Source organism: Cytobacillus solani, assembly GCF_001420595.1.
GTDB lineage: Bacteria > Bacillota > Bacilli > Bacillales > Cytobacillaceae > Cytobacillus > Cytobacillus solani.
Genome location: NZ_LJIX01000006.1, coordinates 4,792,376 through 4,819,313 on the forward strand (window position 1 = coordinate 4,792,376; position 26,938 = coordinate 4,819,313).

Annotated in this window: 25 protein-coding genes and 2 riboswitches; of the genes, 11 read left to right on the forward strand and 14 right to left on the reverse strand. The window is 38.9% G+C overall.

The window, feature by feature from the left end; translation table 11 throughout:
* Nucleotides 1–17: 17 nt before the first annotated feature.
* Nucleotides 18–824 (reverse strand): ABC transporter permease, encoded by an 807-nt coding sequence (locus tag AN957_RS25590; protein ID WP_053478452.1) that lies wholly within the window; start codon nucleotides 822–824, stop codon nucleotides 18–20.
* Nucleotides 825–827: 3 nt separating this feature from the next.
* The gene (locus AN957_RS25595) at nucleotides 828–1,631 is read right to left on the reverse strand and encodes an ABC transporter permease (RefSeq protein ID WP_056686868.1); all 804 of its coding nucleotides are present in this window, start codon (nucleotides 1,629–1,631) and stop codon (nucleotides 828–830) included.
* 189 nt (nucleotides 1,632–1,820) lie between these two features.
* Here AN957_RS25595 and AN957_RS25600 point away from each other — a divergent pair, with 189 nt between their 5' ends.
* On the forward strand, nucleotides 1,821–3,176 hold the full coding sequence (locus tag AN957_RS25600) for a YjiH family protein (RefSeq protein ID WP_056687328.1): 1,356 nt from the start codon (nucleotides 1,821–1,823) through the stop codon (nucleotides 3,174–3,176).
* A 242-nt stretch (nucleotides 3,177–3,418) separates the two neighbouring features.
* On the opposite strand, the gene AN957_RS25605 is transcribed toward AN957_RS25600, so the two are convergent.
* From AN957_RS25605 to ybaK, 3 genes are all read right to left on the reverse strand, one after another.
* Nucleotides 3,419–3,856 carry a hypothetical protein gene (locus AN957_RS25605; protein ID WP_053478450.1) on the reverse strand — a complete coding sequence of 146 codons (438 nt, stop codon included), beginning with the start codon at nucleotides 3,854–3,856 and terminating at the stop codon, nucleotides 3,419–3,421.
* A 130-nt stretch (nucleotides 3,857–3,986) separates the two neighbouring features.
* Nucleotides 3,987–5,090 carry a PRK06851 family protein gene (locus AN957_RS25610; protein WP_053478837.1) on the reverse strand — a complete coding sequence of 368 codons (1,104 nt, stop codon included), beginning with the start codon at nucleotides 5,088–5,090 and terminating at the stop codon, nucleotides 3,987–3,989.
* Nucleotides 5,091–5,363: 273 nt separating this feature from the next.
* Nucleotides 5,364–5,846 carry a Cys-tRNA(Pro) deacylase gene (ybaK, locus tag AN957_RS25615; RefSeq protein WP_056686871.1) on the reverse strand — a complete coding sequence of 161 codons (483 nt, stop codon included), beginning with the start codon at nucleotides 5,844–5,846 and terminating at the stop codon, nucleotides 5,364–5,366.
* Nucleotides 5,847–6,065: 219 nt separating this feature from the next.
* Between ybaK and AN957_RS25620 the strand changes: the two genes are divergently transcribed.
* Entirely contained in the window at nucleotides 6,066–7,487 is a 1,422-nt protein-coding gene (locus tag AN957_RS25620) for a PAS domain S-box protein (protein WP_053478448.1), read from the forward strand.
* A gap of 85 nt (nucleotides 7,488–7,572) precedes the next feature.
* On the opposite strand, the gene AN957_RS25625 is transcribed toward AN957_RS25620, so the two are convergent.
* Both AN957_RS25625 and AN957_RS25630 read right to left on the reverse strand, forming a co-directional pair.
* The gene (locus AN957_RS25625; protein WP_053478447.1) at nucleotides 7,573–8,058 is read right to left on the reverse strand and encodes a PaaI family thioesterase; all 486 of its coding nucleotides are present in this window, start codon (nucleotides 8,056–8,058) and stop codon (nucleotides 7,573–7,575) included.
* A gap of 33 nt (nucleotides 8,059–8,091) precedes the next feature.
* Nucleotides 8,092–9,390, reverse strand: a complete 1,299-nt coding sequence (locus tag AN957_RS25630; protein WP_056686874.1) for a Na+/H+ antiporter NhaC family protein — start codon at nucleotides 9,388–9,390, stop codon at nucleotides 8,092–8,094.
* 96 nt (nucleotides 9,391–9,486) lie between these two features.
* Nucleotides 9,487–9,599: riboswitch (SAM riboswitch) on the reverse strand.
* 225 nt (nucleotides 9,600–9,824) lie between these two features.
* On the opposite strand from AN957_RS25630, the gene AN957_RS25635 reads away from it, so the two are divergent.
* Complete coding sequence (locus tag AN957_RS25635) at nucleotides 9,825–10,556, forward strand: DUF4230 domain-containing protein (RefSeq protein WP_056686877.1); 732 nt, start codon at nucleotides 9,825–9,827, stop codon at nucleotides 10,554–10,556.
* Nucleotides 10,557–10,624: 68 nt separating this feature from the next.
* Here AN957_RS25635 and AN957_RS25640 read toward each other — a convergent pair whose 3' ends face one another.
* A complete protein-coding gene (locus AN957_RS25640) occupies nucleotides 10,625–12,277 on the reverse strand; it encodes an FAD-binding dehydrogenase (RefSeq protein ID WP_056686881.1) in 1,653 nt (550 codons plus the stop codon).
* A 189-nt stretch (nucleotides 12,278–12,466) separates the two neighbouring features.
* Here AN957_RS25640 and AN957_RS25645 point away from each other — a divergent pair, with 189 nt between their 5' ends.
* From AN957_RS25645 to AN957_RS25660, 4 genes are all read left to right on the forward strand, one after another.
* Complete coding sequence (locus tag AN957_RS25645; protein WP_053478443.1) at nucleotides 12,467–13,633, forward strand: MFS transporter; 1,167 nt, start codon at nucleotides 12,467–12,469, stop codon at nucleotides 13,631–13,633.
* 246 nt (nucleotides 13,634–13,879) lie between these two features.
* Entirely contained in the window at nucleotides 13,880–14,602 is a 723-nt protein-coding gene (locus tag AN957_RS25650; protein WP_056686883.1) for an ABC transporter ATP-binding protein, read from the forward strand.
* Nucleotides 14,599–15,705 (forward strand): ABC transporter permease, encoded by a 1,107-nt coding sequence (locus AN957_RS25655; RefSeq protein ID WP_056686886.1) that lies wholly within the window; start codon nucleotides 14,599–14,601, stop codon nucleotides 15,703–15,705. The genes AN957_RS25650 and AN957_RS25655 overlap by 4 nt, the downstream gene beginning before the upstream one ends.
* A 78-nt stretch (nucleotides 15,706–15,783) precedes the next feature.
* On the forward strand, nucleotides 15,784–16,431 hold the full coding sequence (locus AN957_RS25660) for a TetR/AcrR family transcriptional regulator (protein ID WP_056686889.1): 648 nt from the start codon (nucleotides 15,784–15,786) through the stop codon (nucleotides 16,429–16,431).
* Between the two features lie 39 nt (nucleotides 16,432–16,470).
* On the opposite strand, the gene AN957_RS25665 is transcribed toward AN957_RS25660, so the two are convergent.
* The 3 genes from AN957_RS25665 to AN957_RS25675 all read right to left on the reverse strand — a co-directional run bounded on the left by AN957_RS25665 (nucleotide 16,471) and on the right by AN957_RS25675 (nucleotide 18,835).
* Entirely contained in the window at nucleotides 16,471–17,280 is an 810-nt protein-coding gene (locus AN957_RS25665; protein WP_056687331.1) for an AAC(3) family N-acetyltransferase, read from the reverse strand.
* 223 nt (nucleotides 17,281–17,503) lie between these two features.
* The gene (locus tag AN957_RS25670) at nucleotides 17,504–17,692 is read right to left on the reverse strand and encodes a hypothetical protein (RefSeq protein WP_053478439.1); all 189 of its coding nucleotides are present in this window, start codon (nucleotides 17,690–17,692) and stop codon (nucleotides 17,504–17,506) included.
* Between the two features lie 90 nt (nucleotides 17,693–17,782).
* Entirely contained in the window at nucleotides 17,783–18,835 is a 1,053-nt protein-coding gene (locus AN957_RS25675) for an NAD(P)/FAD-dependent oxidoreductase (protein WP_056686892.1), read from the reverse strand.
* Nucleotides 18,836–19,026: 191 nt separating this feature from the next.
* Between AN957_RS25675 and AN957_RS25680 the strand changes: the two genes are divergently transcribed.
* The 4 genes from AN957_RS25680 (at nucleotide 19,027) to AN957_RS25695 (ending at nucleotide 22,848) form a co-directional block, all read left to right on the forward strand.
* The gene (locus AN957_RS25680; protein ID WP_053478437.1) at nucleotides 19,027–19,872 is read left to right on the forward strand and encodes an ABC transporter ATP-binding protein; all 846 of its coding nucleotides are present in this window, start codon (nucleotides 19,027–19,029) and stop codon (nucleotides 19,870–19,872) included.
* Nucleotides 19,823–20,761 (forward strand): iron-hydroxamate ABC transporter substrate-binding protein, encoded by a 939-nt coding sequence (locus AN957_RS25685; protein WP_053478436.1) that lies wholly within the window; start codon nucleotides 19,823–19,825, stop codon nucleotides 20,759–20,761. Before AN957_RS25680 ends, AN957_RS25685 begins: the two co-directional genes overlap by 50 nt.
* 75 nt (nucleotides 20,762–20,836) lie before the next feature.
* Nucleotides 20,837–21,844: a FecCD family ABC transporter permease gene (locus AN957_RS25690; RefSeq protein WP_425388936.1), complete on the forward strand. Its 1,008-nt coding sequence runs from the start codon at nucleotides 20,837–20,839 to the stop codon at nucleotides 21,842–21,844.
* The gene (locus tag AN957_RS25695) at nucleotides 21,841–22,848 is read left to right on the forward strand and encodes a FecCD family ABC transporter permease (protein WP_053478435.1); all 1,008 of its coding nucleotides are present in this window, start codon (nucleotides 21,841–21,843) and stop codon (nucleotides 22,846–22,848) included. The genes AN957_RS25690 and AN957_RS25695 overlap by 4 nt, the downstream gene beginning before the upstream one ends.
* Before the next feature lie 73 nt (nucleotides 22,849–22,921).
* Here AN957_RS25695 and AN957_RS25700 read toward each other — a convergent pair whose 3' ends face one another.
* The 3 genes from AN957_RS25700 to AN957_RS25710 all read right to left on the reverse strand — a co-directional run bounded on the left by AN957_RS25700 (nucleotide 22,922) and on the right by AN957_RS25710 (nucleotide 26,821).
* Nucleotides 22,922–23,293 carry a hypothetical protein gene (locus tag AN957_RS25700; RefSeq protein WP_053478434.1) on the reverse strand — a complete coding sequence of 124 codons (372 nt, stop codon included), beginning with the start codon at nucleotides 23,291–23,293 and terminating at the stop codon, nucleotides 22,922–22,924.
* 92 nt (nucleotides 23,294–23,385) lie between these two features.
* Nucleotides 23,386–23,486: riboswitch (cyclic di-GMP riboswitch) on the reverse strand.
* A gap of 133 nt (nucleotides 23,487–23,619) precedes the next feature.
* The gene (locus tag AN957_RS25705; protein ID WP_053478433.1) at nucleotides 23,620–24,891 is read right to left on the reverse strand and encodes an MFS transporter; all 1,272 of its coding nucleotides are present in this window, start codon (nucleotides 24,889–24,891) and stop codon (nucleotides 23,620–23,622) included.
* A gap of 241 nt (nucleotides 24,892–25,132) precedes the next feature.
* Nucleotides 25,133–26,821, reverse strand: a complete 1,689-nt coding sequence (locus tag AN957_RS25710; RefSeq protein ID WP_056686894.1) for a methyl-accepting chemotaxis protein — start codon at nucleotides 26,819–26,821, stop codon at nucleotides 25,133–25,135.
* Between the last annotated feature and the right edge of the window lie 117 nt (nucleotides 26,822–26,938).

Consider the following 26,938-nt stretch of genomic DNA (forward strand, 5'->3'; position numbering starts at 1 on the left):
CTTACTTCCTCCTAATCTTATGAGCCTGTACTCTTATACCGGCTTAATCCGAGCATCCAAACGCAATAGGCAATCATAAAGAATACAAGACCTACTAGTGGGGAAAAATAGCCGATACTCACAGGAAAAAATGGCGTTCCTTTTTCTAAAATAACTGCCGCAGGAAAATAGTTTACAAATCCAAATGGAACTACAAACGCTGCTATCCATTGCACAATTTTCGGATATATAACTAGCGGATAATTTGTTAAATTTCTTGCCGGATACATCACAACCCAGTAGAACTGCTGAGATTTCGTTGTCCAAAAGGCTATCGCCGAAATCAATACGAGCATGCCACCCTGGATGAGAATGCCTCCAATAATGGAAGCGAGTAAAAACAGCACTTTTCCGCTGGACCACTCAATATGTAATTCAAGACTCACCCAAATAAAGATAATTAGACTAAAAATAAACTGCCCGAATGAGGCCATATCAAACTTCATCGCCATGAAATGGAAAAAGGGATTAATCGGTCTGACCAAAAAGCGGTCGAATGTTCCGTTTAGAATATATGTATCCAGACTGCGAAAATGTAAAAAGAGGATGACACAAAAGCCCCAAGAGAGGATGGCAATCGCGTAAAGAAAAAGCATTTCAAAAAAGGTCCATGAACCAAGCACCTGAAACTGATAGAGCATCACCCACATCGTGACTGCCGTACCCGTATAAGCAGTAATTAAACCGATAATCCTCATGATAAATGCAAACCGGTACTGCATTTGTGCACGAATTCCTGCTGAAATTAACTTAAAGTAGAGATTCACATATTTAATTGCAGCCATTTGTTAACCTCCCTGTACAACAACTTTATGTGAGGCTCTATTCCAAACAAGTCTTAATAGAAAATAGCAAATAATTAACCAGAAAATCTGCAAGCCAATAGAAAGCAAGATTTCCCCTCCGGCAATTTCCCCGATAAAAATAGCATTGGGTATGTAATAGATTCCTTGGAAAGGCAGATAGGCAGCTATTTTTGCCAGCCACTCTGGGAAAAACCATAGCGGAATAACAGAGCCTGAGAGCAGGGACATTGCAAAGTAAAAAATATCCTCAATTCCACCTGTCTCCACTAAAAAGAAAGAGAGCAGACCGAAGGACATTTCAATGCAGTACCTAATTAAAAAACCGATGAATGCTGCAGCAATAAAACTTACCCAAGTGATTATATCCGTTGGCAGCGTAAAATCCATAAAAATAAATAAAATTGCATATATAGGCAAGAGAGCTGTAACAATATAGAAAGTGACACTGCCAAAATCAGCGAATAGGTACCTTAACGGAACATTAAAGGGCCTCATTAGTTCTAAAGCAATGTCACCTGTTCTTACCTTCTCCTGAATTTCCCATAAAGGTGTACCGGCTCCATTCACTCCAGTCAAAAATTGGCTGACAACAATATAAGTCAGCATAGCTTGAAAGCTGATGCCGCCTGCTTCTTCCCTTCCTGCATAAAGGGCAGTCCAAATCGAACCCCACATGAGAAGGAAAATAAGATTAGAGCCTAACCTTGACCAAACATCAAACCGGTACACGGCTGAACGAAGAAAGGCTTTTTTCGTAAAGATCCAGTAAACGTGAAATTTGGGCACCTTCCCACCTCTTTTTGTCTGACTTTTAAATATTTTAACATAATTCAATTTAATTAGGTGTGAATGACATTTTCTGCAAATAAAAGAAGGGAAACAGTGGAAGCTAAATAAAAAAGGTTGGCATTTCTATGAATATGAATTAAAATGAATTTTGTCTTATAAATATAACTAACAAAGGTGATTGTTTTGATTGACACAACTAGAAAGAAAGTCACTCCTTTAGATGTATTAAAATTTCTTATTCCTTCCCTTATCGGGATTAGCCTATTTATCGTTCCGTTAAAATATAATGATGAGATTACCATCCCTATTGCTATTCTTTCAGGGTGGATTCAAGATGTACTTGCTGCCTATCTGCCAGCAATTATGACTGTCATCATTATTTTAACGCTGTTAGGTACAGTTGTCGCAAAACTCTTCAAACCGGCATTTATCATTAATCGTCCTTTTTTCAATAGTTTATTTAATGTGCCGACTGTCTGGTTTGGAGCAAGAATACTCGGGACTCTATTTGTGATTGCCGCATTTTTTAAAATTGGCCCTGAGTTTATTTGGTCAGAAAACACGGGCGGTTTGCTGCTAAATGATTTGCTTCCTGTCCTTTTCTCTGTATTTTTATTTGCCGGCTTGTTTCTTCCTTTATTGTTAGACTACGGTCTTCTAGAATTTTTCGGTTCCATGCTAACAAAGGTCATGCGCCCAATTTTTAAGCTTCCAGGAAGATCATCTATCGATTGTATTGCTTCATGGCTTGGCGATGGTACAATTGGTGTCTTGCTTACGAGCAAACAGTACGAAGAGGGGTATTATACGAAGAGGGAAGCGGCGATTATTGGTACGACGTTCTCCGTCGTCTCCATTACATTTGCCCTAGTGGTTATTTCTCAGGTTAATTTAGGTCATTTATTTGGTCCGTTTTATTTGACTGTAACTTTAGCAGGATTAGTGGCAGCAATTATTTGTCCAAGAATTCCGCCACTTTCAAGAAAGCCAGATACGTACATCGGAGATAAAAAAACGGAATTGGATGAATCCGTTCCAAAAGGGTACACAGCATTTAGCTGGGGCGTTGTCCAAGCTGTTGATAAAGCAAAAGAGAATCAAAACATTAAAAGATTCTTCGAGCAAGGATCTAAAAATATTCTTGATATGTGGATGGGTGTAGCCCCCATTGTTATGGCACTCGGTACAATCGCACTAATTCTTGCAGAGTATACACCGATATTTAAATTTCTTGGCATCCCGTTTATTCCGCTGCTTGAAATTATGCAGGTTCCAGAAGCAAAGGCTGCGTCTGAGACATTAATTGTCGGGTTTGCCGATATGTTTCTTCCATCGGTCATTGGTGCATCCATCGAGAGTGAAATGACCCGCTTTATTATTGCTGCTGTATCTGTTACACAGCTTATTTATATGTCAGAGGTTGGCGGACTTTTACTAGGTTCGAAAATCCCGGTTTCATTGAAAGATCTGTTTATCATCTTTTTAGAAAGAACGATCATTACATTGCCGGTCATTGTATTGGCTGCCCATATTATCTTTTAATAAGAAAAGCGCAAGCGCCTTGATCATCGCCGTACAAATTGGAAGGGCTTCGACTGAGATAAAGGAAACACGGTGAGTGAGCGAACCGATGTTGACTTATCGTAGGGAGGAGACCTGAAGTTTGATAGGCGATAGGCGCTGGAGCTAGACAATTTCCTTTCTCCAAAGTTATCCACAACATTCGATTTTATAATTTCCTAGACTATAACAAAAAGACGGACCTTAGAAGTCCGTCTTTTTGTTTAAAAGCATTGAAAGGAACGGATTCTGTTGAGATCTGTTCCATAAAATACCCAGCGGAAACCTCTCCAGCGCCAGCCAGCTACTGAGGTTCTTCCTACAAATGTTGGGAAAAACCAAAAACTCCGTCCGTTTTCAAGCCAGATGTAAGTAAAACGGCGTAAACAACCTCTAATAGCTCCTGGGTCTACTGCAAATGTACCAAAGGATGATTGCTGCTGCATTTGTGGTGTAAAGGATGGCGGGGGCGAAGAGGGTGGTCCATCCTGCTGGCCTCCTCCTTGCTGTTGACCCGGTTGGCCCTGCCCTGGCGGGAATCCTGGCGGAAATCCAGGTGGGAAGCCTGGCATTCCCCCTCCTCCACCAGGGAAAATTCTTTCATCCATTATTGGACCTTCAACATTATAAGGAAATGAATAAGGGTAGTTTCGATAATCCATTGATTTTATTCTCCTCTCTTCATGCATTCCATTTAATGTATGCCAGTAGCCTATTTGTGTGTTTGACTGTTTCTATTTAATTTCAATATATATTTAGTGTCCATCCTAACGATATTAAATCATCCATTTGTCAAAGAGCGGTGCTTGGCACCATATTGGAGATTTCTTTTCGGATATTGTTTTTCAGGAGGTCAACGACTGAAAAATCCATTGCTTCTATATAAATTGCTTCTAATTTATCACGGTGTTCCTTTGCCTGTGCCAGATAAGAGATCGCTTCTTTCATTCTTGCCTTATACTGCTTGCTTATCTCATTAATTTGTTCTGCAAAAATTTCATCCGTTCCCGGAGTGACAAATTCCTCATACGTATCGATGATTTCGTCCCCAGCCAGACTTGGAAAATATTCATGTGGGCTTGTGCTATCAAATATAGCTATACCAAGCTCACGTATAATTAACATATCTAAGCTATGAGGATCGAAGCCACAATGATAAATTTCAATATCCAGTCCCCTATTTACAGCCTCAGAAGCTAGTTTTTTCAGCATGGTTGATTTTCCTGTTCCCGCTCGGCCTTTAATAAAATATCGCTTTGGCAAATCCTCTGTTAAATTGGGGACAAAGTCCACCGCACCCTTTGGTGTTGCTGCTCCTAAGAATCGATGCCTCACATCGGATTGCTTATTTAAATAGATATTTCCATAAAAATCAGCAATCAACTTGTTTGTAAGCTGATCCGCCTTACTAAAATCCATATGATCAAAATAAATATTTTCCCAAATATCATGTATCTTTAATGCTTCTTCAAATGTACTATATGCAGCTTCAAATGATTTACTAGCCTCATTGCTAATTTTAAGAATACTTTCCTTCTGATTAGCAAGTGCCTTTGAATCCCATGCCTCTCCAAGATTCACATATTCCTCAATCGCACCAGGCGCCTTAGGCTCTATGACATGTGGGGCTGTTCCATCGACGATGCCTACTCTTAGTTCTGGAATCAAAACTCCATCAATGGAGTCATTATCTGAAGAACAATGAAGATATTCTATATCATAGTCCTTATCCGCCCATTCCGTTCCAATTGCTTTCATTAAAGAGGACTTTCCTGTTCCAGGACCGCCTTTTAATATAAAGATGCGATTAAGTCCTTGCAGATTTGATTCATACAAGCTATAAAAACCACGGGCTGTATTTCCGCCGGCAAAGTAATTTTTTATCTTTCCAGCCACTTTTACACGTCCTTTCCCGTATTTAGCTGATTTGCTTTCACCTTTACGATATGCAAAATGGGGTTCATGGGTGAATGCCCAATTAAATAGAATTTCATATGGAGCATTTTTCAACTTTATCGGGCTAGTTTTTTAGTTTATCTAGCATTTTGATTATTTTATCGAGCTATTCTCATGGTTTATCTAGCATTTTGAGTACTTTATCGAGCATTTGCATTGAATTCAAAAAAAGAATGCCTACAAATCTTGCAGGCATCCTATACTAAAATTTCACTATACAGTTTTACAAATATCTGCTTGTTTTCCCTGAATAGCTTGCATTAAGTCCTCAGGATTCATTTCCATTTGCAAGCCAATTCTGCCTCCACTGACAACCATTCTTTCCAATGTCATTGCCTGTACGGCAATAAATGCTGGATATTGCTTCTTCATCCCAACAGGTGAGCATCCTCCACGAATATAGCCTGTAAGCTTCTGTATATCCTTAACGGGGATCATTTCCATTTTCTTCTCACCTGCAGCTTTTGCTGCCTTTTTTAAATCAAGCTCATCTCCTACTGGAATAATAAATACATATACTTGGTTACTGCTTCCATAGGCAACAAGTGTTTTATATACCCATTTCGGATCCCGATTTATTTTTTCAGCCACTGACAGCCCATCAATTTTTCCATCCTGGTTATCATAGGTGATTAATTCATAGGAAAGCTTTTTTGAATCAAGAATACGCATGGCATTTGTCTTTCCTTGCGCCATGTTGTTCCCCCCTTTATGAAAGGAATATATATTTTTATAAAATAATATAATTGAGAAAATACTCTTAAAAATTAATATGTATACTTTGAAAATTTTGACTTATATCTAAGAAAAAGTGCTATCATAGAAGTTGACATATTTATTATAGTAGCTTATCTGTCATATCCTTGTCTAATTAACTTTGATAGCCATAAAACAACAAATGAGGGGTACATATGAATGCTGGGAAAGATTACTTTAGATCATCCGCAATTATTTATCCAGGCTTTTGAGAATTCTGCAATTGGAATGGCATTAATAGCAGCAAATGATGGCGAACTATTAAAGGTAAATCAAGCGCTATGCAGCATCCTTGGCTATGAAGAACAGGAGATGCTAAAATTAAAAATATTTGATATCACTCATCCAGACGACTCAGAAAACGATTTACATATAGTTCATTTATTATTAAATGGGAAAGAGCATTCCTACCATTCAGAAAGACGTTATATACATAAGGAAGGGTATGAAATATGGGCATTAATGAGCGTCTCCTTAGTAAGAGATGAACAGCAAAACCCCATTTTTTATATCAGTCAAATTCAGGACATTTCTAACAGAAGGCGAACAGAGGAAAAGCTGCGAGAAGGGGAAGATAGGTACCATCGCATTGTAGAGGAGTCTCCTGATGGTGTGATTATTTTAAGAGATGAACGCTGCCTCTTCATTAATCAAACAGGTGTTGAAATGCTTCGTTTTAAGGGAAAGAGTGACATTGTTGGACGACCCATCTATGATTTTGTTCACCCCGATGACCACCAACGCTTAAAACAGCGTGATATGCATAATGGTTCAATCGGACCCATCGAAAAACGATTTATTCGAATGGATGGGAAAGTAATTGATGTGGAACTGAAAACAATCCCTACCATTTACCAGGACAATCCAGCGGTTCATGTCATAATGAGAGATATTAGTGAACGAAAACAAACGCAGGATTTAATCATTAATTCTGAAAAGCTTACCATTGCCGGGCAATTAGCCGCGGGCATTGCTCATGAAGTTAGAAACCCTTTAACCGCCATTAAAGGTTTTTTTCAAATGATGGAGAAGGATCTGAAAGGCAGTAAGATGTATTTTGATGTGATCAGTTCAGAGATCAATCGAATTGAAACCATTCTTAATGAGCTATTAGTACTTGCAAGACCACAGCAAATCAAATATGAACGAAAGAATATAGAAGTTATTATCAATCATGTCATTACACTATTAAAAACACAATCCAATTTAAATAGCATTGAATTAATCAAAAGCATCGAACCAAACTTACCGCTCATCAAGTGCAATGAGAATCAATTAAAACAAGTGTTTATCAACTTCCTAAAAAATGCAATTGAAGCAATGGAAAAGGGCGGAAGAATAACAATTGAAATCCGTAAGCATCACACAGATACGATTATGATACAAATCGTTGATCAAGGCAGCGGCATACCAGAACACCTATTAAGTAAAATTGGAGAACCCTTTTTTACAACAAAAGAACAAGGAACAGGATTAGGCTTAATGATATGTAAAAATATTATTGAAGAGCATAAAGGAAATCTACACATTGATAGCTCTTCCAATGGAACGAGAGTAGAAATATTATTACCATTATTATAAGTTGTTTGCAAAAATAGGCTGTCTAAAAAGTTCATGAATGAGTGACTTTTTAGACAGCCTTTAGATTTTTATACTCTCTCTATTATTAATCTTGTTTTTTAAATGAACTTGGCATAACTACAGCAACCACTTCTCCGCGAGCACATACCGCATCATTGGCAAATACCTCTACATCGACTTTCCATTTCTTCGGATGGATTTCTGTCACTGTCCCTATCGCTGTTAATGGCACACCATCTGGAGTTGGCTTCACAAAGTCAACCTTCAAGGATGCTGTAACAAAACGCGGTGGCTCAGCACCATCCCCTACTTCATGTCCATTTTTACGATGGAGCGCTAATGAAGCAGAACCTGTTCCATGGCAGTCAATGAGTGAAGCAATTAATCCGCCATAAACAAAGCCAGGAATGGCCTTATGTTCTTTTTCTGGTGTATAGACTGTCATTGTTTGTTCCCCTTGCCAGCCTGTGCGAAAATGATGCCCATCTTCATTCAGACGGCCGCAGCCATAGCACCAAGCAAAATCATCCGGATAAATATCTTGAACAGCATTTACTACTTTTTTCTCCATTATACTACCCCCTTTTCAGAATAGTATAACATATCAAACGCTTTTTTCTTTTTTAAAATTTGGATAGCCAATGAGTATGGCTGCTACACCACAAATTCCTATTAGAATCGGATAATAAGAGAAAGGCAGAATGCTTACTGGTGAAATACTAGCAACACCTGCAGCAACTAGGATTTGTGCTCCATACGGAATTAACCCCTGTACACAGCATGAGAAAATATCTAAGAGACTAGCCGATTTTCGCGGATCAATTTCATATTGATCGGCAATATTTTTGGCAAGCGGTCCCGCAATCAAAATTGAAATCGTATTATTGGCAGTTGATAAATCAGTTAGTCCGACAAGTCCAGCAATGCCAAACTCTGCTCCCTTTTTGGATTTGATATTTCGGGTTACTCTATGAAGCAAAAAGTCGATCCCGCCATTATGCTTAATTACCTCTACCATACCAGCTATCAAAATAGCTAGAAAGGAAATCTCATACATTCCAGCCATTCCTTCTCCAACCTTTTGAACCAATGGCATCATTTGATAGCTTCCATCCGCCAATCCAACAACTCCTGCTAATCCAATTCCTAATGCCAAGACAAGAAAAACATTCATCCCAATTAAGGCAAAAATAATGACTAAAACATATGGAAGAATTTTTACTAAGTGATAGGAATGTTGCGTAATTTCGGCATTTTCTCCCATTGTCACAATGCCTAGGATGACACATGTCACAATGGCTGCCGGTAAGACAATCCAGAAGTTCACTTTAAATTTATCCTTCATTTGTGTATTTTGTGAACGAACAGCAGTAATTGTTGTATCAGATATAAAGGAAAGATTATCACCAAACATAGATCCGCCAATAACGGCCGCCATGGAAAGCGCCAATGAAATATCTGTTTGCTCACTTATTCCAACTCCAATTGGAGCAAGTGCAACAATCGTCCCCATCGATGTTCCCATCGAAAGAGAAATAAAGCAGGCAATAATAAATATTCCGACCATTAATAGGTTTTGCGGGATGACTGAAAGCGCAAAGTTTACTGTCGAATCAACTGCCCCCATCCCCTTAGCCACTTCTGAAAACGCTCCTGCTAGGAGGAAAATGATAACCATAAGCATCACATTTAAGTTTCCTGCCCCTTTGCAGAAAATATCTACTTTATTACTGAACGTTTCCTTTCGATTCATTACTAATGCAACTGCACCAGAGATTGCAATGGCAACAATGACAGGAAACTTATAAAAATCTCCCGTCACAATTCCTGTTCCAATAAATAATATTAAAAAGACCACGAAAGGCAGCAGCGCCCACGGGTTCCCTTTTTTACCCAGTTCCATAAAGTGCACCTCCGTAAAATTTTCCTTCGAACATAACAAAAGACCTCTTCTCACCACAGCAAGAAGAGGCCTTATAAACGAATTTATAAAACACTCCTCTTATCTCTCAAGCACATTTGCTTGCTGGATTTGGCACAGCAACTCTAGTTTCCTACAGTTCCGCTGCCGAGATATCATCGGGCCAGTCCCTCCATCTCTCTGGATAAGAAGATATAAACGATCTATTTGAATAAGTAACAGATTACATGATTTCTTGTATTCATGCAACGGTAAATTTTTGGATATTTCTTTTGCTGTAAATTGATTCTACTGCCACTTATTTCATTTCCCACACAATTGGAAGGAAATAAATTATAATGAAGTAGAAACTTTTCATAGAAAACGAATGTATATAATATATAGCCCATTTTCAATATTCGACAAGGAGGATCCATATGGCACATATAAAAGATACGAGCGCAGCCAAGGAGGAAATCCTTGCTGGAAGCAGAGAAGCAGCAGCATCCATAGCGATGGGAACGAGAAAAAGATCTTCTATCCCATTTCCCTCATTTGGCAAGTCTTTTAAGTTACGAGTTTTATTGATTGCTATTATCGTTTTTTTAATAGGCAGCTTAGGTGCGTTTACCTATTTAAAATTGTTTACTGGCAGCACCTACCAAAGCGAAACAATTAATATTGTTGAAGGCGTTCAAGAATTGGCAACCTTAGCTACCGCACAGGCTGTTGTCACAACAGTGATCAAAGAAGAAGATAATAAACTATTTAATAAAGAAATCAGTGTGAATTTCCCCGGTACAAAAAGGACGGTACTTCTCATTGTTCCTGCAACAGTACTTGCTGGTGTTGATCTGCAAACAGTTACGGATGAAAACTTTGTAATTGATGAGGAAAACAAAGAAATTAAACTAACTCTTCCGCATGCGGCATTGATCCAAGATCCATCTATTAACATGGACAAAGTACAAACGTACTCTGAGGAAGGCCTGTTTAGAAGTGAAGTGAAATGGGACGAGGGGTATGACCTTGCTGCAAAAGCACAGACTGAGATTATAAAAGAAGCTGAAAATATCGGATTATTAACGAAAGCAGAGGATAGTGCAGTAAAGGTATTAAGTCATTTCTTTCAACAGCTTGGCTATGAAGCACGCGTTGAATTTAAATAACAATAGAAAATGGGTGGTGCGCACAGCACAACCCATTTTTTATACTTCTACTAGACTTATTTTGTCTTTCACACTTTTGATGCAATGGCGCGGCCAGCTTCCCGCCCAGAGAAAAGACACCCACCGACAAATGTCCCCTCTAATGCGCGATAGCCATGAATTCCTCCTCCGCCAAAGCCAGAAACCTCTCCTGCCGCATACAGCCCTGGAATGGCTTCTCCTGCATCATTCAATACTTGACCCGATAAATCTGTTTGTAGCCCCCCTAAAGTTTTTCGGCTAACGATATTTAACCGAACAGCAATTAAAGGGCCATTTTTAGGATCAAGGATTTTATGTGGAGCTGCTACACGAATTAATTTATCCCCTATATATTGGCGGGCACCTCGAAGAGCAGTAATTTGCAGGTCCTTCGTAAATTTATTATCGATTTCTCGATCTCTTGCCTTAATTTGCCGCTCAATCTCTGCAAAATCCAGCAAATTTTCGTCTGTTAGTTTATTCATCCCTTCAATGAGATCAGACAAATGATTGGCAATAACGAAGTCCTCTCCTTTATCCATAAATGCTTGGACAGGACCAGGAGCACCAGGCAAAACTCTAGATAATACCTTTTTAATACTTTTCCCTGTTAAATCTGGGTTTTGCTCTGAACCAGAAAGGGCAAATTCACGTTCAATAATCCTCTGGGTCAATATGAACCAAGAATAGCTATATCCTGTCTTTTGGATCGCCTCTAAAGTTCCTAATGTATCAAACCCTGGAAAATTCGGGGCTGAAAAACGCCTCCCTCTAGCATCCAGCCATATGGACGATGGCCCTGGGAGAATTCGAATTCCATGCTTATCCCAAATAGGATCCCAATTCTTTATCCCTTCTGTGTAATGCCACATGCGATCACGGTTAACAATTCTACCTCCTGCTTTTTCTGTAATCGACAGCATCCGGCCATCCACATGTGCAGGCACACCTGACAGCATATTCTTTGGCGGCTTCCCAAGACGGCTGGGCCAGTTTTTGCGGATGAGGTCATGATTCCCGCCAATACCGCCGCTTGTAATTAGCACTGCCTTTGCACGATATTCAAACTCACCGATTACCTCTCTTGAGCTCGCTTCCCCGCGGGCTGCTGAACTAGGCACAAGAACAGATCCGCTTATTCCAACTACTGAAGGACCACTATTTAATAGATGGTCGACCCGGTGACGCGGACGAAACTCAACCAACCCATTCTTCATATGCTCTTTTACACGTCGTTCAAATGGTTCCACTAGACCTGGACCTGTCCCCCATACAATATGGAAACGGGGTACTGAGTTCCCATGTCCTTCTGCCAGATAACCGCCCCTTTCGGCCCAGCCGACAATTGGAAAAAAACGTACACCCATATCATACAGCCATGCACGCTTCTCCCATGCTGCAAAACCAACATACGCCTCAGCCCATTTTCTCCCCCAATAATCTTCGTTATCCTCTCGGTCAAAACCAGCCGTTCCTAACCAATCCTGCCATGCCAGCTCTTTTGAATCTTTTATGCCTAATCTCCGCTGCTCTGGTGAATCAACAAGAAATAATCCGCCAAAAGACCACCATGCTTGCCCCCCAAGTGAGCTTTCAGGTTCTTGGTCTACTAGCAGTACTTTTTTACCTGCATCTGCCATCTCAGCTGTCGCTACCAAACCAGCAAGACCTGCTCCTACTACGATTGCATCATATTTCATTTTTAACAGCCCCTTTTTATCATCCGATCATTTTTTTATTTATTAATATATTAACTGATTTTTTAGATAATTAAATCAATTATTTGCTTCTTGCGTTAAAAAGTTTGCTTCGTTTTTATTTAACATGATGCTAATGGTATAATTTTCATGACATTCGAAAAAAGTTATTTAACTGGAGTGAACTTAATTTTGGAAACGAAAAAAGCTTTGCCTATCTTGTTTGCTATCATGTTCCTTGTCATGGTGGGCTTTGGCATTATCATTCCTGTCATGCCATTTTATGCGGAAGAAATTGGTGCCACACCAACTGAATTAGGATTATTAATGGCTGTTTATTCTCTTATGCAGCTTCTCTTTGCACCAATGTGGGGTCGAGTTTCTGATCGAATCGGCAGAAAACCAGTCATCATGATTGGAATCTTCGGGCTTTCTCTTTCTTTCTTTTTAATGGCAGTATCCACACAGCTTTGGATGCTTTTTGTAGCCCGGATTCTTGGAGGGATCTTGTCTTCTGCTAATATGCCAACTGTTATGGCTTATGTGGCAGATATTACCTCAGAAGAGGATCGCGGAAAAGGGATGGGGATCATCGGAGCTGCAACAGGACTTGGATTTATTTTTGGTCCAGCAATAGGCGGAATCTTCTCTGAGGCAAGCTTACATATTCCTTTCTATATCGCAGGCGCCTCCTCTTTACTCACATTTTTCTTTGTTATGGGTATTTTAAAAGAATCATTAACACCTGAACATAGAAAGAGTAAAACAAGCAAGAAAACATCCATACTTAAGGCTTTCAATGGCCCTGTTTCCATTCTGTTTATCCTTCAGTTGTTCGTTTCTTTATCCTTATCAGGCCTTGAAGCAACCTTTGCTTACTTCGCTTCTGAAAAGGCGGGATTAGGTGCTGTGAAGCTCGGCTATATTTTTATGATTATGGGCTTCGCCTCAGCGATTGTACAAGGCGGATTAGTTGGAAGATTGACTAAAAAGCTTGGCGAAGGCTTTGTTATTCAGCTTGGTATTATTATTTCGGCAATCGGATTTATCCTTATTCTATTCATTAATAATTTTGCAACTGCCGCTCTTTATTTAACGATATTTGGAATCGGTAATGGCTTCATCCGCCCAAGTGTCTCCTCCCTGTTAACGAAACGATCAACAACAGGACATGGAAGCACAACCGGACTTCTGTCCTCATTCGATTCACTCGGCAGAATCGCCGGTCCTCCGTTAGGCGGGTGGCTCTTTTCCGTAGCAATTGGGATGCCTTATTATTCTGGAATCATCCTGTCGATTGTTGCATTGCTTTTATATCAAGTATATCGAGTGAAAGTGAGACATGTAGAAGCAAACTAATGCCTTATAATAATTCGTTTTGCCATTTTACCTTTGATTTTGGTCGTCATGAATGGATCATGACGACCAGTTTTATTTTTTCTCCTATTTTCGAGCGCCATGAACACTTCTTGGCTACCGTTTTGCTTTCCCCTCCTGATTTTGGGCGCCATGAATGATAATTCCTACAAACTTATATTGACCTATAATTAGTTTTGATTATAATAAAAGTGAGTAATCACTCACTTTATAAAAGGAGGCTTACAAATGGCTTCAACTATTGTTATTAAAGATGTCTGCAAAAGCTTTGGCAAGAAGGCTGTATTAAATAAGATTAGTTTAACGGTGGAGTCCGGACAAATATACGGTCTAATCGGCCCTTCAGGTTCGGGAAAAACAACCTTAGTGAAGTTGATTGTTGGAATGGACCGTCCGTCAGAAGGACATATCCATGTATTAGATACCCCTGTTCCAAACTTAAACCTGCTGCAGAAAATTGGCTATATGGCACAAGCCGATGCCCTATACACGGATTTAACGGGTGAAGAAAACCTTGCCTTCTTTGCTTCCCTGTTTAAATTAAATAAACAAGAGCAAAAAGAGAGAATTTCTTATGCAGCAAATTTAGTTAATCTAACTCCGCATCTAAAAAAGAGAATCCAGGATTATTCAGGCGGAATGAAACGGCGATTATCCCTCGCTGTTGCTTTAATTCAAGACCCACAAGTACTTATATTAGACGAACCTACTGTTGGAATTGATCCTGAGTTAAGACAGTCTATATGGAAAGAAATCCGCCGGTTGAAGGCATCTGGAAAAACGATTTTGGTAACAACACATGTAATGGATGAAGCAGAAAAGTGTGACCGTCTCGCGATGGTAAGGGACGGGGAAATACTCACGAGTGGGACACCAGCAGAGTTAAAGGAACATTACAACATTACTAGTCTAGAAGAAGTATTCTTAAAAGCTGGAGGGAAAAAGGGATGAGAGTATTAGCGTTAGTGAAGCGAATTTTCCAGCAAATGATACGTGACAAAAGAGCGCTTGCCCTAATGATGATCGCCCCATTACTGATTCTTACTCTGCTCGATTATTTACTTTCAAGTAATGAGGTCACTCCAAGACTTGGTGTCAATCATGTCGATGAACCACTTACTGAGCAATTGGGAAATATGGATGTAACTGTTCTGCAGTATGACCAACTAGATAACTTACAAAAAATCATGATCGAGGATGAGCTGGATGGTGTTCTTCAAATGGAAGATGAAGACATTCAATTAACCTTATTAAATGCAAATCCCTCTACTGCAAAAGTATTAAAAATGAAGGTACAACAAGCAGTTGCTGCTGAAAACGCCAAGGAACAGGCAAATAAACTATCTCTTTTCATACAAGAGATTCAGAATAAAGTCCCTGGCGATCTAAAAAAGCTAGAACAGAAAAAAGCACCAGAGATTGATACAGCTTATATATATGGCAATAAAGAAACAACCTTTTTTGACCAGTTAAGCCCGATATTAGTCGGCTACTTTGTCTTCTTTTTCGTCTTCCTTATTTCCGGGATTGCGCTATTGCGTGAGCGGACAACTGGCACTCTTGACCGATTACTGGCAACACCTATTCAAAGAAGAGACATTGTTTTTGGGTATTTATTAGGATATGGATTATTTGCTATCATCCAAACGATTATTGTCGTCTTTTATGCGGTTAAAGTTTTAGACATCATGCTCGTCGGGTCCTTATGGAATGTGATCTTAATTAATTTGACAATCGCCTTAGTTGCACTGTCTTTAGGCATCCTTCTATCAGCATTCGCAAATTCAGAATTTCAAATGATGCAGTTTATCCCAATCGCAATCATTCCACAAATCTTTTTCGCGGGAATCTTCCCTGTCGAAGCCATGGCAGACTGGCTTCAAATCATCGCAAAAGCAATGCCGATGTACTACGCCGGCAATGCATTAGTGGATGTTATGTACAAAGGATTAGGACTAAGTGACATCTTGTTCGATTTGCTTGTCCTATTAGGCTTTGCCCTTGTCTTCATTATTCTAAATATCATTACACTAAAAAAGTATCGAAAAATCTAAACCGTTTATTCACTTTTCCATTTCCGTTAAAATGATTTAAAATAAGTGTATGCAGAATGGAATTTAAAGGAGTAAACAATGTCTGAAGAAGAATTGATGATCCAACAGCTATTTGATGAGGAAAAATTAACTGATAAACAAAAAAAAATAATCGTTGCCGCTATTGAATCCTTTTCAGAAAAGGGATATTCGGCCACATCAACGAGTGAAATTGCCAAAAAGGCAGGGGTAGCTGAAGGAACGATTTTCCGGCACTATAAGACAAAAAAAGATCTGCTGATGTCGATTGTTGCCCCCCTTATGGCAAACCTAATTGGTCCTTTTGTAGTGAATGATTTTAACAAAGTGCTTGACCGGCAATATGATCGGGTGGAAGACTTTTTGAAGGCGACGATCGAAAATCGAAGAGAAGTTTTAATAAAGTTGCTGCCAGTTATTAAAATCCTTCTTCAAGAGATCCCTTTTCAGCCAGAATTAAGAGAACTCTTTCTAGAACAAATTGCTAAAAAAATATTTGATCGTGTCTCCATTATCATTAAGGGCTATCAGGAAAAGGGACAATTAATTGAAATGCCTCCAGAAAGTGTTGCGAGGCTAGCTATTACTACCATACTTGGCTATTTAATATCTCGCTATGTCCTGCTCCCTCATCTGGAATGGGATGATGAACTTGAAACGGAGCGCACCATTCAATTTATCATGCACGGTTTGGGAAAAAAAGAATAAATAGAAAAAGTCCAATCATGGTGAATTGGACTTTTTCTATCATAAACGATCCTTCTTTTTCATCCACTCCCGCGCAAAGTCAATGATTGGCTGCTGTTTCATCAGCTTGCATTCGGCTGAGCCAATAGCTGCTTTTCTCACTGCATATGTCTTCTCAAAGTCCTCCCCTAGATCAGCAAAACAATTAGAATCATACACAATCTCTTCATATGTTTTCCAGACACGCACGTTATTTTCAACAAGTGCCGTTCCCTTTTTAGCCTTTTCTCTATCCGGGATGGCGTGTTCTGCAAAATGCAAAGAGGTGTTGCTGTCATGTCCCACACCTAATAACAAGATATGCCCATCTAATTCATATAGTTTTGCTAAAGGAGACTTCGGGCCAAATCCTTCTTCTAATGGCTGCTCAGATAAGATATACTCGGCATTTTTTCCCCATGCCGCAAAGGAATACGTTGGGTGTGAACTCCTTTTTACCCCTGGAAAGGTTCTAAATACCTCAACAATTTTCCCCATTCCCCTTGTAGGTGTTATTTGCGGATCATATGCTGGCATATGTTCACGGATAATCGGCCACCACTCCTTTGGTACAGGAGGCATTTGCCATTCAGAGGGATCAGAGACATCTGCTGTCTGCGTTGGCATCACAATGGTTCCCTCAGAACCAATCGTATCCATTAATGCTTGAACAACAGAAATGGCTCCTCCACAAACCCAGCCAAATGCACTTAATGAGGAATGGACAATAACAACCATCCCTTTTTCTATCCCAAGATTTTTGAAATTTTCATGTAGACTGGATCTTGTATGTGGTGACTTTAATTGTTTAATTACGTCCGCTTCTTTCATTTCCATCCCCCTAAGCATTTCATTGAGATAAATTAATTCCATGGTTTCTTCTCCCTTTATATCGCTTGCACTTTATGTCTAATTATACCATCGTCACTAATATATTCGCCGTCCACCTCGATATATTGGACAAAAAAATGATATATTCGCCGTCACACTGATTATATTCGCCAAACCCAACAAAAAAATCTGACACCATCTTAGTGTCAGATTCTATATCCATTTATATTGGTTTGTTTGGCTGATAGGTTGGCTGCTGATTTTTCGCTTGGTTCTGTATACTTTTAGCTACTGCTGCCTGCACATTTTCATCCAGAGAAAACTCAGTATCTGTTTGATTGAATTGTCCTGCTTGGTTTTGTGCAGCAATTACTTTTTCATGTTCTTGTACTTCATTTTGTCGCTTTTTCAATTTATATCTCTCCTTTTTATCAAAAGTACATATGTAGATTTCCCTAATAGAAGTACTTTATTCGAAGAGAATATATGAATGAATAGTCGATTAATTTAATAATTGCTTGACTAGTTCTTTATTGCGATTCTTAAAAAGATCATTATGCGAAGAGACCATTCCAACTCTATATGCATCAGGTTCAATAAATTGCTTGGCTTTATTCACTGCGTTCACTGCATCCTGGAATGCTCCTGCAATTAAATGTACTTTTCCTTCGTATGTTAAAATATCACCAGCAGCATAAAGCCCTGGGACAGTAGATTCGCTAGTTGAATTTCCTGATATATAATATTGATCTGCCAAGGCAATATTTAATTCACTGTTATCAAGCAATGCTGCATCTCTTTCAAACCCATGATTAATAATGACGTCATCTATAGGCAAATAAGAGACCTCACCCGTTTCCATATTTGTAAGCTCAACACGTTCAATTACTTCATGCTTAGCATCAGCAATAAGCTTTGTAATTTCTGTATGGAAGAAACATGTAGCAGAGCTGCTCAATAACTGGGAAACCTGTGCCTCATGCCCCTTTAAAGCCTCTTTTCTACAGGTTACATACACTTTCTTCGCAATGGGCACTAATTCATTTGCCCAATCAACAGCTGAATTGCCTCCGCCTGAAATAATGACTGTTTTATCCTTAAAACGTTTTAACGACTTTATTGTGTAATTTAAATTTGATACTTCAAACCTTTCTGCCCCTTCAATCTCAAGCTTAAGCGGGTTTAGTATCCCCCCGCCAACAGCAACAATAACTGTTTTCGAATAGTGCTTTTGATCTGAAGCAGCATATAAAACGAATATGCCTTCTTCTTCATCACGAGTGATCGAGAGTACTTTTTCATTTAAAACAACGGTTGGATTAAATGTTAGCCCCTGCTCAACAAGTTGTTCAATCAGCTTTGCACCTGGAATTGGCGTCATTCCTCCAACATCCCATATCATTTTCTCTGGATATACATGAATTTTTCCGCCTAATTGCGGCTGATATTCAATCAGCTTTGTTTTCATTTCTCTCAATCCACTATAAAAAGTTGAATAAAGGCCTGCAGGTCCTCCACCAATTACCGTTACATCGTATATTTCCCGATGTTCCATCTCCGCTCACCCCAAACCATAAATGTTATTGATTATCATTCTCATTTAACTATATCCCCTTTTCGTTATTTTCGCAATACAAAAATAACGATTGACAAAAAAAAAAAATAGAATTATAGTTTGATTCAGAAACGATATTGATAATCATTATCACTATCCTAAAATTATCGTATTTTATTGGAGGTTGGCAAATGGTTCGCCTGTATACAAATGAAATAAATATTGGTTATGGTGAACAGAAAATTGTAAAAAACCTTAGCATTGAGATCCCAGACAAAAAAATTACAACAATTATCGGATCAAATGGCTGTGGGAAGTCTACCCTTCTAAAAGCTATAACCAGAATTATTCCACATCAATCAGGAACTGTTGTGTTGGATGGAGAAAATATTGCTAAAGAAAATACGAAAATCCTGGCGAGGAAAATGGCCATTCTCCCCCAATCTCCCGAAAGTGCAAACGGGTTAACAGTAGGTGAACTCGTTTCTTATGGCCGCTTCCCTTATCAAAAAGGTTTTGGCCGATTAACCAAAAAAGACTATGATGTAATCGATTGGGCACTTGATGTGACAGGTACGATTGTCTTTAAATACCGGCCTGTGGATGCGCTTTCAGGCGGGCAACGGCAGCGTGTATGGATCGCGATGGCCCTTGCACAAGAAACAGAAATCATCTTCCTTGATGAGCCTACAACCTATTTAGATATGGCCCATCAGCTAGAGGTTCTAGAATTATTACAAAAGCTAAACAAAGAACAGGAACGTACAATTGTCATGGTTTTACATGATTTAAATCAAGCTGCCCGATTTGCTGATTATATTATTGCCTTAAAAAACGGCGAGGTTGTAAAAGCTGGTCATTGTGAAGATGTCATTCATCATGAAGTACTTAAACAAGTTTTCAATATTGATGCTGAAATTGGAAAAGATCCTCGTACAAATAAACCAATGTGCATCACTTATAATTTAGTAAAAGGAGAAAACAATAATGAAGAAAATACTAGTCCCGTTTATACTGTTGCTGGTGCTTCTTATTAGTGCCTGCAGCAATGGATCTGAAGTGAAAGAAGATAAAAATAAAAAAGAGGCTGAAGCACCGAAAGAGGAACAATCAGGCACGATCACTTATCAGTCTGAAAATGGACCAATCGAAGTTCCTGCAAATCCACAAAGAGTTATTTTGCTTTCTGGGTACACAGGAAATGTCATTAGTTTGGGTGTTAACATTGTTGGAGTGGACGTGTGGTCTAAGAATAATCCAACGTTTGCAGAAGAGTTAAAAGATGTAGAAGAAGTTTCAGATGAAAGCTTAGAGAAAATTATTGAATTAGAGCCTGATTTAATTATTGCTGGTTCTACTAGTAAAAACATCGATAAGTTAAGTGAAATCGCGCCTACTGTCACATATACATGGGGAAAAGTAGATTACCTCACACAGCATATAGAACTTGGCAAGCTTTTAAACAAAGAGAACGAGGCAAAAGAATGGGTAGAGGGCTTTAAAGCTCAAGCAGAAGCAGCTGGGGAAGAGATTCGAGCAAAAATTGGTGAAGATGCAACAGTTACTGTCATCGAAGGCTACGATAAACAGCTTTACGTCTTTGGGGATAACTGGGCACGTGGGACTGAGATCTTATATCAATCTATGAAGCTAAAAATGCCTGAAAAAGTAAAGGAAATGGCATTAAAAGAAGGGTATTATACATTATCAGCGGAGGTACTGCCAGAATTTGCCGGGGACTACATTGTCTTCAGTAAATATGCAGATGCCGATAGCTCATTCCAGGAAACAGAAACATACAAAAACATTCCTGCTGTCAAAAACAATCGTGTATTTGAAATGGAAGGGAATGGTGCTTCCTTTACTGACCCAGTTACACTTGAAAAACAGCTTGCCTTCTTTAAGGAATCATTTTTAGGAAACTAAATCTTTTTGAGGAATTCTTTTTCTAAAGAATTCCTTTTCCCTTATTCTAAGAACAGAAAAGATGAGGACTCAATAATGAAAGAAAAGCAACGTTCGATCCCATTTATATTTAAACTTACTGCTGGAACCCTTGTTTTTATAGGAATGTTTGTTATGGCTTGTGTTTTTGGCGCAGCAGATATTGCGGTTAAAGATGTATGGTTAGCACTAACCTCCGATGCTACCAGTGATAAAATTTCGATCATACGTGAAATTCGCTTGCCTCGTGAAATCGCAGCTGTTTTTGTTGGTACTGCGCTAGCTGTTTCTGGTGCTATTATGCAAGGGATCACAAGAAATCCACTTGCTGATCCAGGATTGCTTGGATTAACAGCTGGGGCTAATGCGGCACTAGCTATTTCGATTGCCTTCATCCCTTCAACCAGTTACTTGGGGATCATGATCGCCTGCTTTATTGGTGCAGCTATTGGGGCCATTTTGGTTTTCGGTATTGGCTCAATGAAAAAAGGAGGCTTCTCTCCTCTTCGCATTGTATTAGCAGGGGCTGCTGTATCTGCCTTTTTATATGCAGTATCAGAAGGAGTTGGAATATATTTTAAAATATCAAAGAATGTATCCATGTGGACTGCCGGTGGTTTAATCGGAACGTCCTGGGCACAGCTTCAAGTAATCGTTCCGTTTATTTTAATAGGAATTATTGTTTCTCTCTTCTTCTCAAGGCAACTAACGATTCTTAGTCTAAATGAAGAGGTAGCTGTTGGATTAGGGCAAAAGACCACTCAGGTTAAGCTTGTCCTATTTATAGTTATTATTCTGCTCGCCGGTGCTGCTGTTGCACTTGTTGGAAATATGGTGTTCATTGGATTAATGGTTCCTCATATAGTTCGTGCAATAGTTGGAACGGATTACCGGTTTATTATACCTATGTCAGCGATTATCGGAGCTTCTTTTATGCTATTAGCGGATACACTTGGTCGTACCATCAATTCACCATATGAAACACCGATTATTGCCATTATTGCTATGATTGGTTTACCTTTCTTCCTGTTCATTGTACGTAAAGGAGGAAAAGCATTCTCATGATTCAGCCAGGATTAATAAAAAAACAGCGAATTCTATTATTTGTATTACTTGCACTGATTTTACTTACTATCTTTATTGGGATGGGGCTCGGGTATTCATCCATCTCCTATAACCGATTAATGCCTATTTTATTTGGTCAGGGTACATTTAAAGAGGAGTTTATCTTATTCTCCATTCGATTGCCACGAATAATCATTACTTTGTTAGCTGGGATGGCACTTGCTTTATCAGGAGCCATTTTGCAAGGCATTACACGGAACGATCTTGCTGATCCTGGCATCATCGGAATTAATTCAGGTGCAGGGGTAGCGATTGCTATTTTCTTCCTATTTCTGCCGATTGATGCTGGTTCCTTTGTTTATCTGCTTCCTGTTGTCGCATTTATTGGTGCTTTAATTACTGCTAGTGTAATTTATATTTTTTCGTATAATAGAAAAGTTGGACTCCAGCCAGTCCGATTAGTTTTAATTGGCGTTGGATTTTCAATGGCGCTTTCTGGAGCGATGATTGTCCTTATTTCTTCTGCGGAACAGGAAAAAGTCGATTTTATCGCTAAGTGGTTAGCAGGGAATATTTGGGGGACTGACTGGCCATTTATTTTGGCCATCCTTCCCTGGCTGGTGATACTCATTCCCTTTACCTTGTATAAGGCAAACCGATTGAATCTCCTTGGATTAAACGAACCGGTAGCCATTGGAGTTGGTGTATCCATTGAAAAGGAGCGTATCGTTCTCCTTCTGACAGCTGTTGCTTTAGCCGCTGCGGCCGTTTCAGTGACGGGTGGTATTACATTTATCGGACTGATGGCCCCACATATAGCAAAAGCCTTGGTAGGACCGAGAAATCAATTATTTATCCCGATCTCCATTCTAATTGGCGGATGGCTTCTGTTATTCGCTGATACGGTTGGGCGTAACTTAGTTGAGCCAGACGGGATATCAGCAGGCATTATGGTTTCATTAATCGGTGCGCCATACTTTATTTACTTATTGTTGAAAAAATAAGAATAGCCCCTGAAAATAGATAATTTCAGGGGCTTCTCAGATAACTTCCAATTTAATTTGAAGGGTTGTCATCTTAACTAATTTTTTCGATCACACCCATACCTTCTAATAGCACTTTCGCATCTTTATTTAAGTATTCAATAACGTCTCTTCTTAATAACAATTTTGCTTTATCTTTTACAATTAATTTCATGGATCGAATATCAAATTTCGTTGCATATGAATTTAGGGCAATGACCGTAGCCATATCCTGCCTTGAAATAGGTTCATACCCCGCATCTAGCCGTTCTGTAAGCAATTTGAGCAGCTCTCTCGCATTGCTTTTCAATAGCACCTTATGCTTGCTTAAAACTTCTATATTCTCCTCAATTAATTTCCTGGTTGTGACAAAATCTAATTGTTCTACATTTTTATTAACTTCCTGTATTAATTCCTCGACCTTCAAAAAAATCACCTCAAAATAAAAAAGTAGGGCAAAAGAAAAAAGCTATTCCCTCATTCGTGAATAGCCAAAAATTCAAATAACCCATTCAAAAATTTGGTAACCGGCTGTCATAGTTAGTTGCTTATCACTAAACCACTACCTTAGACCCATAGCTTTGCGTCCTATTCTTTCGAATAGTTTGCCTTTAAACTCATTTATGTAGGACTTTTTATTTAGGACTTTTTAACCTCTAATTCTTATGATAATTCATTCTAATTTATAATTCAACAAGATTCAGCAAAATTCTACATTATTGAAATTCCAATTGAAAATTATTTTATTCAAATTTACACATTGAACTCCTTTTCTTCCTGGCGCTGCTCCTTAATCAAAAGCCCGCCGGCCAAACCAAGCATAGAAAAAATAACCGGTATGATAAATGCGTAATGATAGCCTACTTGGATTGGTGAAGCATGAAAATGATCGAGTATTTTGCCAAAAATACCGGGCAAAAGGACTGCACTTAAAAAACCGCCTGTATTCGCAAATCCAGAAGCTAGACCAACCTCTTTCCGATCAAATGATTGCCGGACAACAGCAAATGTTAACGTATTTGCCCCGTTGCAATATCCGATGATAAAGAAAAGAATGATAAGCATGAAAATGGGCGGCTCTCCCCCGAATAATAGAATGGCTGTCCAGCATAAGAATGAAATGAAGTGAATAACTGTATAAGGCTTTTTGATTGAACCTATACGTCCTGCAATCCAGCTCGTAATCGGTGCGCCGATAATTGCTCCGATAAGTCCGATCATAATAAGCTGGCTCGCATCTGAACGATTCATATCATATACATTCATCCCATATGGAACAGCCCATGAACCGATAAATCCAACATATGTGCCAACAACACCAAAATGACATAAGAAGGTTGCCCAAGCTTGACGGCTTGAAAGAATGCGGCGTAGCAGCGATAATGTCTTTTCCTTTACTTGTTCTTCTTTAGGTGAGATTATCTTTTGTTTCTGATAATCATTAAAGAGTTGTTTAGGTTTTTTCACAAGGATGAAATAAAGCAAGATTCCTAGTACACATAGAATAATCCCTATTAATAAAAATGGAACCCTCCAGCCCCATAAAGTAATCCACCAGGAAAAAGGCACAGTTGCCAGCAGAAATCCAAAACTCCCCGCCATCCCAGCTATTCCAATCAACCCAACAAATTCATTTCCTTTAAACCACAGACTTAAAATTAAAACCAAGTTGACCCAAATGGTTGCATCACCAAGTCCCACTAATAACCTAGCAAAGAGAAGGAAAAATTCATTTGGAGCTAAACTATATAATACTGTCCCTAAGCCATTAAGAATGGTTCCAATAATAAGGAAAAAATTAGGACCATATCGATCAGACAATAGCCCAATTGGTATTTGCAGACTTGCGTATGCAAGAAATTGAATGCTTGTCAGTAATCCAATGGTTGAAGCTGTAAGACCGAAGTCCTTCATTAGTTGATCTGTAATTAGTCCTGGGGCCGTCCTTTGGCTAACAATTAGAAAATAAGTAAACAACACTGTGCCAAAGACAGCCCATCTGTATTTGCTATTTTGTTTTTCCAATGGTCACTACTCCTGTTAATATTTAATAAAACTCATTATACTCTAGTTTTCTTATATATTTATTAGGATTTTTAATGAAGGCGTTTTCAATTCAAAAAACTTTTCTCATAACAAAAAGAAGAAGAATTTCACCAGCATTTGGTGTCTTCTTCCCCTCTTTGAATAGAAGTGATTCTATATCCTGTAACCATAAAAACAGATAGCTAATCACATTTTTATCTTATTCGATTATTACTTTCCGCTAGATCTTAAACTTACTAATTAAAGTTTGTAAGTCTTCCGCTAATTTGGATAATGATTGGGCGGATATGGATATTTCTTTCATAGAAGCAAGCTGTTCTTCTGCAGATGCCGCCACATTTTTGGAATGGTCAGAAGTTCCTACTGATATGTGTGTAATGCTAGATACCGTTGCAGATACTTCTTCAACACTTGCAGAGACCTGTTCTGCGGTAGCTGCCAAATCATGTATCTTCGCTGCAAGACTGTCCATAAAATGCAGAATTTCTTTAAAGCTACCCTCTGTTTGTCCAACAATCTCAAGCCCAGCCTTAACATCCATCGTTACTTGCTCAATAGATTTGTTGGATTGCAGCATGTCCTGTTGAATTTCAACAATTAAGCCTGAAATTTGGGCGGACGATTGCTGCGATTGCTCTGCTAATTTCCGAACCTCATCAGCAACGACAGCAAACCCTTTTCCATGTTCTCCTGCTCTAGCAGCTTCAATTGCCGCATTTAGTGCCAACAAGTTTGTCTGGTCAGCAATGCCTGAAATGACTTTTGTAATCTCACCAATTTCTTTTGAGCGCTGATCCAACGATTGAAAGACTTCTCCACTTTCGTTTACTGAATGGCTGATTGCATTAATCTGTTGAACAGTTCTGTTCACATACACTCCGCCGTCCTTCGCTTTTTGTGTCGCCTGAGAACTAGCTTCAGATATAATAGAGGCTGTTTCTGCCATAGATTGCACCCCTTTTGAAACCTCTTCCAAAGCTACTGCGCTTTCTTGTACACTTATTGTTGAATGTTCTGCTCCTTGCGCAACATGTTGTATGGTGTCAGTAATTAGTTCCGTTGCCTGGCTCGTTTGCTCTGCACTAGCCGTTAACTCGTCAGAAGAAGCCGCAACCTGTTCGGAAGCCATATTCACTTCATTCATCATTTGTCTAAGGTTGTCAGCCATTCTATTGAAACTAGTAGAAAGATCGTTTAATTCATCTCCCGTATGATCCTTGATTTGAGAGGTGAAATCCCCATCCCTTGCTAATTCAAGAGCCGACGTGATCTTGGCTAACCTTTTTTTCATCCTTTTTGTAAACCAATAGGTAACAAAAGCTGACACAACGATGACTAAACAAAGAATAGTAATAAATTTGACTAAGAAACTAGATAGGATGCTGTCAATAATATTTTGTGAGGCACCCACGTAAAAAATACCTATAATCTCACCGTTAGTATCTTTAATTGGCATATAAGCTGACTGATAAATATGTCCTGCAGCATTTGCTTCACCATAGAAATGTTCCCCGTTTTTTAGTACAACATCTGAGACCTCTTTTGATACTTGTGTTCCAATTGCACGTTTCCCATCTTTAATGACATTAGTTGATACACGTGTGTCGCCTAGAAAAATCGTCACTGTATCTTCAGTATCGCCACCGATTTCATCGACCATATCATCATTTTCATTTATTAGGGTTTTTCCCTTGTAAAGCTGTCCATTCTTAATTGTCCATTCTCCCGGATATTTAACATCTATATATTTATATGCTAAAGTAAGATCCGCTTTTGCCTTTTCTAGCGCAAATCCCTTAATTCCCTTTGTTATTTCTTGATTAACAACTACTCCTATAATCGTTGATAACGAAAGTATAATAGCCAGAACCATCATATTGATCTTCATGCCTAATTTTAATTTTTTCAACTCAATCACCTATTTTTATAGACTTGGTTTAAGATTTTACTAAATCTTACCGCAATTCATTCTACTATACTATGACTTTTCTCATTCCCACCATTCTCCTAGATTAAAAAAAGAAGA

Bases quoted from the DNA above. Each gene is read 5' to 3' on its own strand.
- AN957_RS25665 (WP_056687331.1), bottom strand. From the start codon at position 17,280: ATGAAAGAAGCGGACGTAATTAAACAATTAAAGTCACCACATACAAGA.
- AN957_RS25625 (WP_053478447.1), bottom strand. From the start codon at position 8,058: ATGGAGAAAAAAGTAGTAAATGCTGTTCAAGATATTTATCCGGATGAT.
- AN957_RS25690 (WP_425388936.1), top strand. From the start codon at position 20,837: ATGAAAGAAAAGCAACGTTCGATCCCATTTATATTTAAACTTACTGCT.
- AN957_RS25635 (WP_056686877.1), top strand. From the start codon at position 9,825: ATGGCACATATAAAAGATACGAGCGCAGCCAAGGAGGAAATCCTTGCT.
- AN957_RS25605 (WP_053478450.1), bottom strand. From the start codon at position 3,856: ATGGATTATCGAAACTACCCTTATTCATTTCCTTATAATGTTGAAGGT.
- AN957_RS25655 (WP_056686886.1), top strand. From the start codon at position 14,599: ATGAGAGTATTAGCGTTAGTGAAGCGAATTTTCCAGCAAATGATACGT.
- AN957_RS25620 (WP_053478448.1), top strand. From the start codon at position 6,066: ATGCTGGGAAAGATTACTTTAGATCATCCGCAATTATTTATCCAGGCT.
- AN957_RS25675 (WP_056686892.1), bottom strand. From the start codon at position 18,835: ATGGAACATCGGGAAATATACGATGTAACGGTAATTGGTGGAGGACCT.
- AN957_RS25630 (WP_056686874.1), bottom strand. From the start codon at position 9,390: ATGGAACTGGGTAAAAAAGGGAACCCGTGGGCGCTGCTGCCTTTCGTG.
- AN957_RS25685 (WP_053478436.1), top strand. From the start codon at position 19,823: ATGAAGAAAATACTAGTCCCGTTTATACTGTTGCTGGTGCTTCTTATT.
- AN957_RS25695 (WP_053478435.1), top strand. From the start codon at position 21,841: ATGATTCAGCCAGGATTAATAAAAAAACAGCGAATTCTATTATTTGTA.
- AN957_RS25680 (WP_053478437.1), top strand. From the start codon at position 19,027: ATGGTTCGCCTGTATACAAATGAAATAAATATTGGTTATGGTGAACAG.
- AN957_RS25640 (WP_056686881.1), bottom strand. From the start codon at position 12,277: ATGAAATATGATGCAATCGTAGTAGGAGCAGGTCTTGCTGGTTTGGTA.
- AN957_RS25650 (WP_056686883.1), top strand. From the start codon at position 13,880: ATGGCTTCAACTATTGTTATTAAAGATGTCTGCAAAAGCTTTGGCAAG.
- AN957_RS25590 (WP_053478452.1), bottom strand. From the start codon at position 824: ATGGCTGCAATTAAATATGTGAATCTCTACTTTAAGTTAATTTCAGCA.
- ybaK (WP_056686871.1), bottom strand. From the start codon at position 5,846: ATGGCGCAAGGAAAGACAAATGCCATGCGTATTCTTGATTCAAAAAAG.
- AN957_RS25660 (WP_056686889.1), top strand. From the start codon at position 15,784: ATGTCTGAAGAAGAATTGATGATCCAACAGCTATTTGATGAGGAAAAA.